Origin of the sequence: Peribacillus sp. NJ11, from assembly GCF_030348405.1 — a bacterium.
Taxonomy (GTDB): domain Bacteria; phylum Bacillota; class Bacilli; order Bacillales; family DSM-1321; genus Peribacillus.
In genome coordinates this window covers 34,166-48,547 of record NZ_JAUCFO010000003.1, presented here as the reverse complement: position 1 = coordinate 48,547, position 14,382 = coordinate 34,166, and the positions used below count along the sequence as shown (strand labels likewise).

The following is a 14,382-nucleotide window of genomic DNA, read 5'->3' as shown; positions in this document are numbered from 1 at the left end:
TGGAGGAATGAAAAGTGGATTCTATGACGTTTGTCTTATTTGGGGCAACTGGGGATTTAGCTAAGCGGAAAATCTACCCTGCCTTGTTTAATTTATATTTGAATCAAAAATTACCAGATTCTTTTTTGATCATTGGTGTAGGAATAGACGAAATGTCTGATGTTGATTTTCAAAACCATGTAACAGACTCGCTATACACTTTTTCTAGACACTTGATAAATGATAAATCCGAAAAACAAGAATTTGTAAAGGCATTTCGTTATTGCCAGTTAGATTTCACGAATACTGAAGGGTATAAGAAGTTAGTTGAATTCGTTCAACAAAATGAAAAAGACCAGATTATTGAAGAGAATAGAATGTTCTATCTTTCTGTTGCTCCTGAATTCTTTGATGTAATTGCTTTAAACATAAAGAAGAGTGGCTTAGGTTCGACAAAGGGATGGAAACGATTGATTATCGAAAAACCATTTGGGTATGACTTAAAATCTGCTGAAGATTTAAACGAAAAATTAAGCAAAGCTTTTGAAGAAAACGAAATTTTTCGGATTGACCATTATCTCGGAAAACCAATGGTTCAAAACCTTGAAGCCTTGGAATTTGCCAATCCTGTTCTGCAATCACTTTGGAACAATCGGTTTATTGCCAATGTGCAAATTACGGCTAGTGAAACGGTTGGTGTAGAAGAGAGGGCTGGTTATTATGACCAAGCAGGCGCTATTCGTGATATGGTTCAAAATCATATGCTACAGCTGTTGATGATGACAGCCATGCATCTCCCAAAACAGATTAGTGCAAAAGATATCCGTAATGAGAAAAGAAAAGTTATGGAATCTCTGCGACCATTACAGAAAAATACTGTAGGTATCCACGTCGTTCGTGGCCAATATGGATCAGGTGAAATAAACAGTACACCAGTAGTCAGATACTTAGAAGAACCTGGCGTTGATGCTTCTTCTAAAAACGATACATTCATTGCCGCTCGTCTTTGGATTGATAATTCCTTCTGGGACGGGGTCCCATTCTATATCCGGACAGGAAAAAGAATGACGGAAAAATTAACGCGGATTGTGATTGAATTCAAAAACCCATTAAAGAATTTGTATACCAATGAAATCCAAAATGCTGAACCCAATCTATTAGTTATTAATGTAAGTCCTAATGAAGGTGTTTCGTTGCAGTTAAATAGTAAAAACCCGATAAATGGAAAGTTAGAACCTATTGTTGTTGATTTTTCAGCGAGTAAAAAAGACGTGCCCGAAGCATATGAACTCTTAATATTTGATGCTCTGCGTGGAGATTCTACCTTCTTTGCTCATTGGAACGAAGTGAAATTATCTTGGAAATGGGTACAGCCTATTTTAGAGACATTTGAGGAAAATATTGTTCCACTTCATTCATATCAATCTGGATCGATGGGACCAGAAGCTGCTCATCAATTATTGGAACAGGATGGTTATAGATGGTGGTAAAAGAAAGATTATGATTATACTTTGAATCCATTCTGCTATAGATGAAAAACTCAAAAAATATAGAAATACTCAAGGAGGATTAATGATGAAGGTCGGATTAATTGGATTAGGAAAAATGGGGCTAAACTTAGGAAAGAACCTAATTGACCATAAACATGATGTAGTAGCATTTGATCTAAATACAAATACTATTGAAGAAATTAAAAAATACGGAGTTGAAGGAGCATCCAGTTTACAAGATCTTGTTCAATCATTAGAAAAGCCACGAGTTGTTTGGATAATGGTCCCACACTCCGTCGTTGATTCAGTTATTAGTGAAATCACACCATTTCTAAGTGAAGGAGATGTCGTCATTGAAGCTGGTAATTCGCATTATAAGGAATCCATTCGTCGTTACGAACAGTTGAAGAAAGTTGGAGTTAGCTTTATGGATGCCGGTACTTCTGGGGGGATGGAAGGTGCCCGCTATGGTGCTTGTTATATGATTGGTGGAGATCCTGAAGCATGGAGCATTGTCGAGCCGATTTTTAGAGATACAGCTGTAGATAATGGGTATTTATATGCTGGGAAATCTGGTAGTGGCCACTTCTTAAAAATGGTCCACAATGGAATAGAATACGGAATGATGGCCGCCATTGGTGAAGGATTCGAAGTCCTGGAAAAAAGCGATTTCGATTTTGACTATGAAAAAGTGGCACGGGTGTGGAATAACGGTTCTGTCATCCGCTCATGGCTCATGGGATTGACAGAACGCGCATTTTCTAAAGATGCAAAATTAGATGAAATTAAGGGCATTATGCATTCTTCTGGGGAAGGGAAATGGACAGTTGAAACCGCTTTGGATCTTCAAACAGCTACCCCTGTTATCGCTATGTCTTTACTAATGCGTTACCGTTCATTAGACAATGATACATTTACAGGTAAAGTGGTAGCTTCCCTTCGTAATGAATTTGGCGGACATGCTGTGGAAAAATCATAAAGCCATCTGCTGTATATGTCTTTCGTTAAAATGAGCCGGAAATTCATTGGATTTTTAGTTTGGTATATCCCCAAAATTGGTATATTTACTTAAGTCGTTGATAGTGCTAACTATGTTAATTGAAGCGGAAGGAGCGAGACTCCTCGAAAATGCATTCACATTTTCTCGTGCGGTGCCTATTCACGGATGATGATTCAACGTCCTGCGGGAAAAACAGGACAAGGGAGACCCCGCAGCCGCACAGCGCCGAGGAGGCTCCCGGCTCGCCCGCGGAAAGCGAGCACCTGGAGCCAACAGACAAGTTTAACAGAGCCAAAAAAATAAAACAATAATATTGAGGTGTGACATCATGAACATATTTGATGCAAAAATCATTAACACACAATATGGTTTAGAAACCTATTTAGACATGGTGAAGAATATCGAAGTAAAAGAACTCCATTCTCCATCAGATAATGAGCCCTTTTATGAAATAGTATTAGGGATAGAGTATTTTCTTCTAAGGGACGGAAAATATTATGATAGTGAAAGGAATTATTTTCGGATTCAAATGAGCGAAGATTTTAATTCAATTACGTTAAGAGAGACAGATACCGAAAGTTTATTTGCTGTCAAAACCGAACACGAGAGAGACTCAACTAAGCTACTGGTTGGAGAATGGCTTATAAAAACCAATGCTTTCAAGCAAGTAATAAGTGAACTGATCCAACAAAAGAAAATGGAGAATGTTCAAAATGAGGGAGACACTCGAAAAGTATTAGGAACGATAAGATTCTTGGAAATATTACTTGAAATCAAAACAGAAGACATACTAAGTGCCAATGTAGTGAGGGACCATTGAGTTTTCTTAATACTAACTATCTTTTAATGTACGCTATTGATAATTACACGGTCCCACTAAGGATTTTTCAAAATTGAAAAGGGGGAGTTTAAATGTGTTTTTAAAAACTCCCTTATATACTGTAGAAAAGGAGAATGCACTAACATGAAACGTTTTACTATGCCGAGAGACCTTTTTTAGGGAAAAGGATCTCCGATTGAAGCAGCTAAGCTAAATTTGATTGAAAGGGGAAGTAATGTATGACTATTTCGTTTGATTACTCCAATGCATTAGCATTTATGAAAAAGAGTGAAGTAGATAATCTAAGTGAATTTGTAAAAGTGGCTCATAAAATGCTACATGAAAAAACAGGCCCCGGCTCTGATTATCTTGGTTGGGTCCATTTGCCACTAAACTATGATAAGAGTGAATTTGAAAGAATTAAACAAGCTGCTGAAAGAATCAAGAAACATTCAGACGCAATGGTTGTAATTGGTATTGGTGGTTCGTATTTGGGTGCAAGATCAGCTATAGAAGCTTTGTCCCATAGCTTTCATAACCAAATGAACGATAAGACAAAAGTGTATTTTGCCGGTCACAATATCAGTTCTACTTATATATCTCATTTATTTGAACTATTAGAGGGGAAAGATATCTCTGTTAACGTCATTTCCAAATCAGGAACAACGACAGAGCCAGCCCTTGCTTTCCGTATTTTTCGTGACTATATGGAGAAAAAATACGGAAAAGAAGAGGCGAGAAAACGTATTTTTGCCACTACAGATCAGGAAAAAGGAGTATTAAAAAAGCTCGCGGACAAAGAAGGATATGAAACGTTTGTTATTCCGGATGATGTAGGTGGAAGGTATTCTATGCTAACAGCAGTTGGTCTCTTACCAATTGCCGTAGCAGGACTTGATATTGATCATATGATGGAAGGGGCAGCAGCAGCAGCCCGTAAATACAACAATTCTGATTTATTGACAAATGAGAGCTATCAGTATGCTGCGGTCCGAAATGTACTCTACAATAAGGGAAAAGCAATTGAAGTGCTTGTTAACTATGAGCCCTCCCTTCACTACGTATCGGAATGGTGGAAGCAGCTGTTTGGGGAAAGTGAAGGAAAAGATCAAAAGGGGCTATTCCCTGCTTCCGTTGATTTTTCAACGGATTTGCATTCCATGGGGCAATATGTACAAGAAGGTCGACGAAACCTTTTAGAAACGGTTTTACAGATTAAGAAACCTCGAATTGAAGTGACTATTCAGGAGGATTCAGAAAATATTGATGGATTAAACTTCCTGGCAGGTAAGACGATGGATGAAGTCAACAAAAGTGCATTTCAGGGTACCCTTATGGCCCATATAGATGGAGAAGTACCTAATCTCGTGATTGAACTGGATGAAATGAATGAATACACTTACGGTGAGATGGTTTACTTTTTTGAGAAGGCATGTGGGATTAGTGGCCATCTATTAGGAGTTAACCCATTTGACCAGCCTGGAGTCGAAGCATACAAGAAGAATATGTTTGCTTTACTTGACAAACCTGGTTTTGAAGCAGAAAAAGCTACTCTCATGGAGCGTTTATCAAAATAATGATTGGTTTTGTATTATAAAAATATTGTTACCAAAAACCATATTTTTTGTAACAATATTTATGAGAAATACTGATGCTTGATTTTACTAATTTTATAGGTTACCAAAAATAATTACCAAAAGTTTTACCAAATACTTTGCAAAAATGATGTCTCTTGTACAATTAGATTATTAAATTGTGCAGGAAGCTTCTTTATGATAATCGGTTATGCTCGAGTTTCGACAGTTGACAAAATTTAGACCGACAAATTATATTACTTTCCGAGTGCGGCTGTAAAAAAATGGTTCAAGAGAAATTTACTAGGACTACAAAGGAGAGAGATGGACTTTACTCTTTGCTAGATGTAATAAGTCGTCTGGATGCTTGTTCCCCCTTTTAATCTCATGACTATGTATACTTTAAAAATTTGTGGTAAATCTTTTCGTATTGTTTCTCGCGTTACGTTTAACTCTCTGCTTAGTTCCAAAATTTTGACTGTTTTAAATTCATGTAGTTGTTTCATGATTTCACTTTGTCTATCTTGTGGAAGCATTTCTCCACCTCCAAATTTTAACCTTACTTTTCACTCGTGAAATTTGGTTCTGGTGCAAAAATAATGAAATAGAACATAATAGTAATATCCTGTTAACTTTGGGATTAAGCAGCTACTCCGAACAACTTATGAATGAATTCAACCTCATTTTGGGCAGAATTTGCCCGTTGATGAGGTTGATCCTTTTTTAACCATATGCATAGCTTCGATACCACTCAAAATATAGGTGGCTGTTCGAAACGATTTCAATCTCAACATGGAACGGACCCGTTTTTTTATAAAACGATGATCTTGTTCCACAATGTTGTTCAGATACCGTATTTGTCGTACTCGTATGCCTTCTGGCATACTTTTTTCTTCTTTTAACTCTTGAATCGCTACAGGATAAACTGGGTTCTTATCAACCGTAATCACACGTGGAGTTGTAGAATGGCAAGTAGCCAAGGCTTTCTTAAAAAAGCGCTTGGATGCTTGTTTATCTCTTAATTCACTTAGATAAAAATCAATCGTATTCCCTTCTGAATCAACTGCACGATACAAATACATCCATTTTCCTTTTACTTTTTTGTATGTTTCATCTACTCTCCACGAGTCATTGGTCTGCTTGAGATGCCGACGAATTCTCTTATCTAAATCAGGGCCATATTGATGTACCCAACGCATAATCGTTGCACCAGGGTTTTTTGGATCTGTATTCTAATGAGGTTATGTAATTAAGCTTTTGACCATTTCGATTTAAGTTCAACCCCAGCAGCCTTCAAGGTTGTATAAAGCGGACAGCGGGAATCGGTAATTCTCTGTAATTCAGCTATCCTTTCTTCAGTTTCACTTGTTTGTACTTTGGTATCAATAGTCACCTTTTCGAAATAAGGCTTAACGTTTGGATCCCCCATAAATCCCCTTCGATCGACAACGCCACGAATATCAAATTCAATTCCTTGAAGGTCAAACTTTAGTTCCTTAGCCACTACATTTGCAACGACATTTTCACAGCCAGACAAAGCGCATAGGAAAGTAGTTAATGGGTCGGGACCTGTATCCTCCCCTCCCATTGCAGGTGGCTCATCAATAGTGATTGTATGTTGGTCAGATTTTGCAATAGTTTGCATTCCCTTAGATTTTCCAGTTACATGAAAGTTTAATTTATTTTCCAAAAAAATCATCCTTCCTTTACGCTCATTTTGGAACAGACTTATTCTGTCCCAAATAGAATATAGATATTCACGTATAGGAAAAAAAGATGACCTCAATAAGAGAGTCCTGTAAAAAGTCCCGATTTCTCAAAGGCAGTATTAAAAAGAGCACCCAATGAATGTTTTTATATTTATTATGTGCTCTTTTTTCTTATTTTACTTTCAAAGCCTCCTCCAGGTTACTGGGAGGCCTTTTTCACATTGACCGTGATGCAGTCAGGCAAGTTTGTATTCGCATGCCAAATAAACTTTGCCCTGGTTAAACCATGAACCCTTTTCATTTCCGCATTCTTATGTTCAATTAGCAAGCGCACCTTTTTCCGTTCCTTGTAGTCATCCGATTCAAGGAATTTCATCTGCCTTTTATGTTCTTCGGATTTAATTGAAATCGAATAGGTTTTGCTTTTTCCCCGTTCTTGCCTTTCTGGTGGTCCACTGTCCGGCTGGACATTGAACCTGGTCTTTTTCCTTATCGTACCTAAAAGAGGCCTCTTCACGTGTTCCATAAACAGATAGATTCAATGGGATATAGGCTTTTATCTTTTCCTGAATAGGCTGTATCTGCCGAATACATTTTCAATTTCAAGGGAATGTTTCTGGCTTGCTTCTACCAGGGATTTGAACTATTTCCCATCATCTTCTATTTCCAGGCGTTCAGTTACACCCCGTAATCATTTCTTCTTCAGTCAAAGCGAGATGGCTTTTATATCCCGTGAAATTTTTGGTGGTGGATTTCCAGGCAAAGCGGGCATCGGGATCCACGGCAGACTGAATTCCCTTTTTCGCTAATAGGCATTCGTCTTCCACAATTTGTTTGGCAATTGTCATCTTTTCGTTTATGGCGCCTTTGGCGTAAGGAATTTTTTCTTCGACCATTTCGACGAGTTCAGCCAGATAATGAAGCATTTCTTTGGCAAGTGTTTCATCGGAAGCTTCTTCGAGCTTGGGTAAAGTAGGCAATTCCTGATATACCTTTTTATTTTTCTTTTTAACAGCTCGTATTAACCTGTTCGCTGCTTCGTCAATACTTTGATTCGCTTTTGCTTGGATGCATTCATAAGAATGGGTGGAATCTAGGATGATAGACTTTGATTTAATCAGCCCTTTATCAATACATTGATTTATTATGGCGTCTACAACCTTTACTACATTATCGGCTCCAAGCCGGTGATTTCTAAACCGGCTTAATTGGGAAGGGTCGGAGGACATCCTCCGGATTTAATCTAAGAAACCATTTATAAGCAAGATTAACCCGGGCGTTCTCTATCACTGTATCATCAGACAGTCTATAAAGCGCCTGAAGAAAGAGCAGGATAAAAAGTAGTTCATGAAATAGAACAAAAAAACACATTTATTTTGTATGAAAGATGGTAGTATTAGAATGGCAAACCCCTTTATAAATCATTACTTGCATAGGGTATACTGTTTAGGAAAGGATGTGGTTTATCATGGATACAATGAAGGCGGTAGGACTTACCCGGTACCTTCCAATTGGAAATCCAAAAAGCCTGGTAGACGTAGTTATAGAGAAACCAAGAGCGACGGGTCGTGACATTTTGGTTAAAGTAGTCGCCATATCGGTCAATCCGGTTGACACCAAGGTGCGGGCGCCTAAAGACAAAGTTGAAGAAGTTTCTAAAATTTTAGGTTGGGATGTAGCAGGAATTGTTGAAGAGGCGGGACCGGATTGCTCGTTGTTCCGTCCAGGTGATGAAGTTTTTTATGCTGGTAGTATTGCACGACAAGGCGGAAACAGTGAATATCATCTGGTTGACGAACGAATCGTTGGACGCAAGCCCGCTTCCTTGAATTTCGCGGAAGCAGCAGCCCTTCCTCTAACCTCTATCACAGCTTGGGAAGCGTTATTTACCCGAATGTTAATTTCCCAAGATCCGCGTGCCAATGAAGGAAAGTCCCTGCTGATCATTGGGGCAGCCGGGGGTGTAGGGTCCATTGCCACTCAGCTTGCAAAACAAGCGGGGCTTACTGTAATCGGGACTGCTTCCCGGCCGGAAACTGTCAATTGGGTTAGATCAATGGGCGCCGACTATACCATCGATCACCATGACCCGCTACTTCCGCAGCTTCAAGCAATTGGGTTTCCAAACGTACCGTACATTTTCTGCCTGAATGCTTTGGAGAAACACTGGGCCGGCATCAGCGAAGCCGTTTCTCCCCAAGGGGTTGTATGCGCAATTGATGATCCGACCTCTCCGCTTGACCTCAAACTGCTCAAGCAAAAAAGCGTCACCTTCGTGTGGGAGTTTATGTTTACGCGCTCGCTTTATGAAACGGACGATATGATTGAGCAGCACCTGTTGCTTAATCGGATCGCTGATGCAGTGGACCATCAAAAATTGAAGACAACGCTCGCCGAAGTGCTTGAACCCATTTCAGCAGAGAATCTTCGTAAAGCCCACAAGTTATTGGAGAGCAATAGGACGATTGGCAAAGTTGTTCTAGAGGGTTTTGTTTAAAAACCTGTTCGTGGAAAGTACAAAATAATAGAATTCCGTTGCCCGATAAATCGGTGATACGATTATAAGCAATGGGAAATAAATAAAAGGCCGACTGCTGTGAACTACACCCCAATTGCTAGACTTAACTAACAATTGGAGGTGCAGTTCACAGCTAAGTGGAAAGCACCGGCAAGAATTTTATCAAAAGTATTTTTAGTTACAAAAGTAACGCCAAGCAGCGTTGCTTTTGTAACTCTTGCACCCGTTCGTAATATAAGGTTAGCCAGATTTTTCTGGTTGACCTTTTTTCATATGGTCTTAATATAACGGTAGTCGGGGTAGAACGTCGCACCCGTGGGATTTAATCCCGTCAGCTAAACTGTTTACCCCCTACTTGTATAACCATGTTTCAGGCTGGTTGGGACAACGATCCCGTTTAACAAGCGAACCTATGACATTACAAAAAGCCCTAGGGGATACAGACTAATATTGTATTTCTAGGAGGAGATAAAGTATGAATTCAGTCATTGGTCTGGATGTATCAAAAGGAGAAAGTCAGGTACAGGATTTTTATATAAGGGTAAACCATATCGTAAGAGCATTAGTATTAAACACGATCTTGAAGGTTTAGGGACATGAGGTGGAGAGAGCAGCTGGCGGTTATCAACCTTCGGTTGTTTTAGAATCAACTGGGCACTATCATACTCCCGTTATTCAGTTTTTAGAGGAACAAAAATATGTTTATATTATTGTTAATCCCCTTATCTCACACAGGGGTAGCGTCAGGAAAATGCGGATTTACAACGTTAAGCCGATTTTCCTGACAATTACCTGGTTTTTAACAACGTTAAGTAATTATTAATGGTCTTAATGAATCTGCCGAGACAAATTTTTCTGATTTAAAATGGTATTCTCCTAGTAAATTTATGTGTTCCCATCCTAAAGGAGACATTTGGTGTAACAAGTCTTCATTAAAATCTCCTAATTCCTTTTTATGTTCCACTGCTTTAGTAAGGTGTAGGGTATTCCAAACACTTATAGCATTGATAATAATATTTAACGCACTGGCTCTTTGTAGTTGATGCTGTATCGTTCGGTCCCTAAGTTCCCTTTGTTTTCCAAAGAAAATAGCTCTTGCGAGTCTATTCATAGCTTCTCCTTTGTTTAAGCCTTTTTGAATCTTTCGTCTTAAAGATTCACTAGTTAGGTAATTAAGAATAAAAATCGTCTTTTCGATCCTTCCCATCTCAAGTAAGGCTGTAGCTAAACTGTTTTGCCTCGAGTAAGAGCCTAACTTTCCCATAATAAGTGATGCTGAAACAGTTCCTTCTCTTATAGAATGAGCTAATCGTAAAACATCCTCATAATTTTCTTTAATAATTTTTATATTGATTTGACCGCGTAAAAAGGACTCTAATTTTGGATACTCGTTTGCCTTTTCTAATGTAAAAAGTTTTGAATCTGAAAAATCTCGTATTCTTGGGGCGAATTTAAAGCCTAATAGGTGCGTTAATCCAAAAATTTGATCTGTATAGCCAGCTGTGTCAGTGAATTGCTCTTCTATATTTAAGTCGGTCTCATGATGCAATAAACCATCTAGAACATGAATAGCATCTCTTGAATTGGTATGAATAATTTTTGTGTAATACGATGAGAACTGGTCACTGGTAAATCGATAAATTGTAGTTCCTTTTCCTGTTCCGTAATGAGGATTTGCGTCTGCGTGCAAGGATGAAACTCCAACCTGCATTCTCATTCCATCTGACGAAGAAGTTGTACCGTCACCCCAATAGGAAGACAAATTTAGCTTGTGATGAAAATTCACTAATACGGCTTGCGCCTTATTCATGGCATCTTCATGCATTCTCCATTGAGATACATATCCCTCACATAACAATTGGTCCTGATGGTCAATGGCTAAATATAGTTGAATATTGAATCATTTCTTAATGAACTACCATGAAAATAGATTTCTGGAATTTAGGGGAAAAGGCAATACTTAAGAAGACGCGAAGGGGCTTGGTAAGGGCAGACCAAGAACAGCTCCGAAGGATCCAGAAGAAAAAATCAGACGTTTAGAGGCGGAGAACGACATGCTAAAAAAGCTCTTAAAGATGTAAAAGGGGGAATGAAGGCAGTAACGACAAGGAAAAAGTATGAGGTAATTAGGGAAATGTCCAAGGAACACTATCCTATTCAGTTATTATGCGAAATTGCACATATATCAAGAAGCGGATATTACAAATGGTTAAAACGTAAAATATCCCCTTCTGAAAAGCAACTGGATGATGTAGAGATTAAGAAAAAAATTATAGGATGCTACAATAAACTCAAAGGAATCTATGGGTATCGAAGAGGAAAATGTATGGCTGGATTAAACCTACGGTTTAAACCTGAACCACAAGCGTGTCCAGCGTCTTATGCGGGAGCTAGAGTTAAAGTCCCTTTTCCGAAAAGGAAACCTTATTACGGGAAGAAAGAAGCATATGTCATTTCTAAAAACCTTTTAATAGGGATTTTCATGCATCCAGATTTAATGAGAAATGGGTAACTGACATTACATATTTGATTTTTAATAGACAGAGACTTTTCCTATCCACCATAAAAGACCTCTATAACAATGAAATCATTTCTTACCAAGTCAGCCGGAGAAACGACTTAAAACTTGTAATAGTAACAATAAAAAAAGCAAAGAAAAAACGGAATGTTAAAGGAACTCTTCCGCATTGCGACCAGGGGTACCAATACACTTCCCACCAATACAATAACCTATTTGAAAAAATATAAAATGCAATCCAGTATGTCAAGAAAGGGAAACTGCTGGGATAACGCTTGTATGGAGAATTTCTTCAGCCACTTTAAATCGGAGTGTTTCTATATGAACTCTTTCGGTACCTCTGAAGAGGTTCGAGGTGCTGTAAGTATGTATATTCGATTCTATAACCATCATCGCTTCCAGAAAAAATTAAACAACCTGAGTCCATATCAATATAGAACACAGGTTGCTTAATTGGTCTTTTTTATTTCTGTCTATTTGACTGGGGTCTCTCCACAATACAGAGATCATCTTCTTTAGGCTGCCTAATCCCTTTTTTAAAAATGTCCTTTACAAAGGGTACACTTTACAACTAGCCTACTTCTTAACCAATATAGACAAGAAGAGACGATCGCTTCTCAATTAAGGATTAGTTGACCATAATCCTGAAGTCTTTACTAGGACTCTTGGATGAAGCTTTAACCCGGCTACAAGCAGCTCTGCTAAATCCTCTGGTTGCATAACATTTTCAGGATTTCCACTAATAAGATTGGTTTCAATGGCCAAATCAGTTGCAACTGTACTTGGTGTTAATGCCGTTACACGGATATTATGCTTTCTTACCTCTAGCATGAGTGATTCCGTTAGTCCTAAAACAGCAAATTTAGAAGCGCTGTAAGCACTTGTAACAGGTGCTCCTTTTTGGCCCGCAGTAGAGGAGATATTCACAATATCTCCTGATTTTCTTTCAATCATATCAGGTAAAACGGCTCTTGTTACATTATATACACCCATCAAGTTTACTCGGATGATGTTTTCCCATTCTTCAGGAGTTAAATCAAGAAAACCGCCAAATTTAGCTATACCTGCATTGTTGATTAAAATATCAATAGAACCTAGGTCTGATTTGATGTGTTCAACAGCTTGATGAACTGCTTCAAGATCGGCTACATCTGCTGTTGCTGCTGAAACGTTCACATCATATTGCTCTAGTTCCGCGGTTACCTTTTCAAGATTTGACATCGTTAATCCAATCAATCCTAAATGAACTCCTTCTTTTGCTAAAGCAATCGCAGTAGCACGCCCGATTCCTCTGCCTGCCCCAGTAATTAAAGCAGTTTTTCCTTTTAATGAAATCATGCTATCATTCCTTTTTAAAAAATTTTAGAATAATTGTTAATAATAACAAAATAATGTTTTAAAGACTAACCAAAAGACCGCAAAGTTTCTTTAGTATGTCTGCGGTCTTTTGGTTATTACATTCTTAGGACTATGTTTTATTCAAGATTGGCATGTCTGCCATACATCTTATTGGTATCTAATCCCTTTTTCTCCATGAATCTCAAGATGACGGCATCATAAAAAAGTAAAAGGGTCTGCTCAAATAGTGAGCCCATTGGTTGGATGGTTTTATAATCGCCCTCTGATTGGTCTTTCGGGGATCCAGGCAATTTAATGGTGATATCTGCAAACTGTCCAATAGTGGAATCAGGGAATATCGTGACAGTTGCAATTTTACCACCAATGCTTTTTGCTTTTTCAGCCATGGAGACTAAGCTTTTCGTTTCCCCGGATCCGGATCCGATGATTAAGATATCCTCTTTTTCAAAGTTGGGAGTTACAGTTTCACCGATTACATAAGAATCAATTCCCATATGCATCATCCGCATGGCGAAGGATTTGGCCATGAATCCTGATCTGCCTGCACCGGCGACAAAAACCTTTTTCGATTCAAGTATCCCGTTGACGAGTTTTTCAGCTTCTTCATCTGCGATTAAGTCAGCTGAATGATTAAGCTCTTTTAAGATTTCTGCTAAATATTGAGTCGTCTGCATTTTAGGATTGACCTGCTGTAACCGTTTGTTCTTTGATCATTTGTTGCATTTTGGCAGCAGCAGCTTTTTTATCAGCTTGTCCAGTAATCCCGCCGCCTACAATGACAAGGTCTGGATTTACTTTAATGACTTCTGGAAGTGTTTCTAATTTAATGCCGCCTGCGATGGCCGTTTTAGCATTTTTAACCACACTTTTGATGGTTTGTAGATCTTCAAAAGAATTTTTTCCGACTGCTTGAAGATCGTAGCCCGTGTGAACACAAATATAATCCACGCCCATAGTATCCACTTCTTTAGCACGTCCAGCAAGGTCTTTTACCGCAATCATATCGACAAGGACTTTTTTACCCTGTTTTTTCGCTTCTTCTACAGCACCTTTAATCGACATATCTTCAGCCGTTCCAAGAATAGTGATGATATCAGCACCTGCTTCGGAAGCTTTCATCACTTCATATCCAGCAGCATCCATAATTTTCAGGTCTGCTAATACTTTTAAGTTAGGGAATGCTTCTTTTACTGCCTTTACAGCATGGAGACCTTCGTTGATCACAACCGGTGTTCCGATTTCTACGATATCAATATGCTCCTCTACTTCTTTTATCAATTCGATTGCTTCTGGAATGTTGACTAAATCTAATGCTAATTGTAATTCCATCTATGTTTCACTCCTCATAATTTTTTAAGTTTGTTGCACAGTAGTAATTATGCCCATTACTCACTTTCATTTCTCCTGGCAACCGT

16 protein-coding genes and 4 pseudogenes are annotated in these 14,382 nt (G+C 38.5%); 10 read left to right on the top strand and 10 right to left on the bottom strand.

The window, feature by feature from the left end:
• Positions 1-14: 14 nt before the first annotated feature.
• The 5 genes and pseudogenes from zwf to QUF86_RS28150 form a co-directional block, all read left to right on the top strand.
• A complete protein-coding gene (zwf, locus tag QUF86_RS28170; RefSeq protein ID WP_289318561.1) occupies positions 15-1,469 on the top strand; it encodes a glucose-6-phosphate dehydrogenase in 1,455 nt (484 codons plus the stop codon).
• A gap of 85 nt (positions 1,470-1,554) precedes the next feature.
• Positions 1,555-2,448 (top strand): phosphogluconate dehydrogenase (NAD(+)-dependent, decarboxylating), encoded by an 894-nt coding sequence (gnd, locus tag QUF86_RS28165; RefSeq protein WP_289318560.1) that lies wholly within the window; start codon positions 1,555-1,557, stop codon positions 2,446-2,448.
• 349 nt (positions 2,449-2,797) lie between these two features.
• A complete protein-coding gene (locus QUF86_RS28160; RefSeq protein ID WP_202187415.1) occupies positions 2,798-3,289 on the top strand; it encodes a hypothetical protein in 492 nt (163 codons plus the stop codon).
• A 239-nt stretch (positions 3,290-3,528) separates the two neighbouring features.
• Positions 3,529-4,866: a glucose-6-phosphate isomerase gene (locus tag QUF86_RS28155; RefSeq protein WP_289336458.1), complete on the top strand. Its 1,338-nt coding sequence runs from the start codon at positions 3,529-3,531 to the stop codon at positions 4,864-4,866.
• Between the two features lie 195 nt (positions 4,867-5,061).
• Positions 5,062-5,228: pseudogene (locus QUF86_RS28150) on the top strand (recombinase family protein); the annotation flags it as partial.
• On the opposite strand, the gene QUF86_RS28145 reads toward QUF86_RS28150, so the two are convergent.
• The 6 genes and pseudogenes from QUF86_RS28145 to QUF86_RS28860 form a co-directional block, all read right to left on the bottom strand.
• Positions 5,205-5,399: a DeoR family transcriptional regulator gene (locus QUF86_RS28145; protein WP_289336457.1), complete on the bottom strand. Its 195-nt coding sequence runs from the start codon at positions 5,397-5,399 to the stop codon at positions 5,205-5,207. The pseudogene QUF86_RS28150 and the gene QUF86_RS28145 sit on opposite strands and share 24 nt — an antisense overlap.
• A 104-nt stretch (positions 5,400-5,503) precedes the next feature.
• Positions 5,504-6,068, bottom strand: a pseudogene (locus QUF86_RS28140) (IS6 family transposase); the annotation flags it as partial.
• A 44-nt stretch (positions 6,069-6,112) separates the two neighbouring features.
• Entirely contained in the window at positions 6,113-6,562 is a 450-nt protein-coding gene (locus tag QUF86_RS28135) for an OsmC family protein (RefSeq protein ID WP_483313700.1), read from the bottom strand.
• A gap of 209 nt (positions 6,563-6,771) precedes the next feature.
• Positions 6,772-7,098 carry a hypothetical protein gene (locus QUF86_RS28130; RefSeq protein WP_289336456.1) on the bottom strand — a complete coding sequence of 109 codons (327 nt, stop codon included), beginning with the start codon at positions 7,096-7,098 and terminating at the stop codon, positions 6,772-6,774.
• Between the two features lie 148 nt (positions 7,099-7,246).
• Entirely contained in the window at positions 7,247-7,801 is a 555-nt protein-coding gene (locus tag QUF86_RS28125; RefSeq protein WP_289318556.1) for a hypothetical protein, read from the bottom strand.
• Complete coding sequence (locus QUF86_RS28860) at positions 7,767-7,943, bottom strand: transposase (RefSeq protein WP_353957724.1); 177 nt, start codon at positions 7,941-7,943, stop codon at positions 7,767-7,769. The genes QUF86_RS28125 and QUF86_RS28860 overlap by 35 nt, the downstream gene beginning before the upstream one ends.
• Before the next feature lie 97 nt (positions 7,944-8,040).
• Between QUF86_RS28860 and QUF86_RS28120 the strand changes: the two genes are divergently transcribed.
• Together QUF86_RS28120 and QUF86_RS28115 are read left to right on the top strand one after the other, a co-directional pair.
• Positions 8,041-9,069 (top strand): zinc-binding alcohol dehydrogenase family protein, encoded by a 1,029-nt coding sequence (locus tag QUF86_RS28120; protein ID WP_289318555.1) that lies wholly within the window; start codon positions 8,041-8,043, stop codon positions 9,067-9,069.
• A 496-nt stretch (positions 9,070-9,565) separates the two neighbouring features.
• A pseudogene (locus QUF86_RS28115) lies at positions 9,566-9,847 on the top strand (IS110 family transposase); the annotation flags it as partial.
• A gap of 51 nt (positions 9,848-9,898) precedes the next feature.
• On the opposite strand, the pseudogene QUF86_RS28110 reads toward QUF86_RS28115, so the two are convergent.
• A pseudogene (locus QUF86_RS28110) lies at positions 9,899-10,930 on the bottom strand (transposase); the annotation flags it as partial.
• 249 nt (positions 10,931-11,179) lie between these two features.
• Here QUF86_RS28110 and QUF86_RS29035 point away from each other — a divergent pair.
• From QUF86_RS29035 to QUF86_RS28845, 3 genes are read left to right on the top strand one after another with little or no spacing between them, the layout of a single operon-like run.
• The gene (locus tag QUF86_RS29035; protein WP_289318554.1) at positions 11,180-11,602 is read left to right on the top strand and encodes a hypothetical protein; all 423 of its coding nucleotides are present in this window, start codon (positions 11,180-11,182) and stop codon (positions 11,600-11,602) included.
• A gap of 14 nt (positions 11,603-11,616) precedes the next feature.
• Positions 11,617-11,838 (top strand): DDE-type integrase/transposase/recombinase, encoded by a 222-nt coding sequence (locus tag QUF86_RS28850; protein WP_353957723.1) that lies wholly within the window; start codon positions 11,617-11,619, stop codon positions 11,836-11,838.
• A complete protein-coding gene (locus tag QUF86_RS28845; RefSeq protein WP_353957722.1) occupies positions 11,756-12,061 on the top strand; it encodes an IS3 family transposase in 306 nt (101 codons plus the stop codon). The genes QUF86_RS28850 and QUF86_RS28845 overlap by 83 nt, the downstream gene beginning before the upstream one ends.
• A 168-nt stretch (positions 12,062-12,229) precedes the next feature.
• On the opposite strand, the gene QUF86_RS28100 is transcribed toward QUF86_RS28845, so the two are convergent.
• From QUF86_RS28100 to hxlA, 3 genes are all read right to left on the bottom strand, one after another.
• Positions 12,230-12,946: a 3-ketoacyl-ACP reductase gene (locus tag QUF86_RS28100; RefSeq protein ID WP_289318553.1), complete on the bottom strand. Its 717-nt coding sequence runs from the start codon at positions 12,944-12,946 to the stop codon at positions 12,230-12,232.
• Between the two features lie 137 nt (positions 12,947-13,083).
• Positions 13,084-13,641 (bottom strand): 6-phospho-3-hexuloisomerase, encoded by a 558-nt coding sequence (gene hxlB, locus QUF86_RS28095; RefSeq protein ID WP_289318552.1) that lies wholly within the window; start codon positions 13,639-13,641, stop codon positions 13,084-13,086.
• A gap of 1 nt (position 13,642) precedes the next feature.
• Positions 13,643-14,296: a 3-hexulose-6-phosphate synthase gene (gene hxlA, locus QUF86_RS28090; RefSeq protein ID WP_289318551.1), complete on the bottom strand. Its 654-nt coding sequence runs from the start codon at positions 14,294-14,296 to the stop codon at positions 13,643-13,645.
• Between the last annotated feature and the right edge of the window lie 86 nt (positions 14,297-14,382).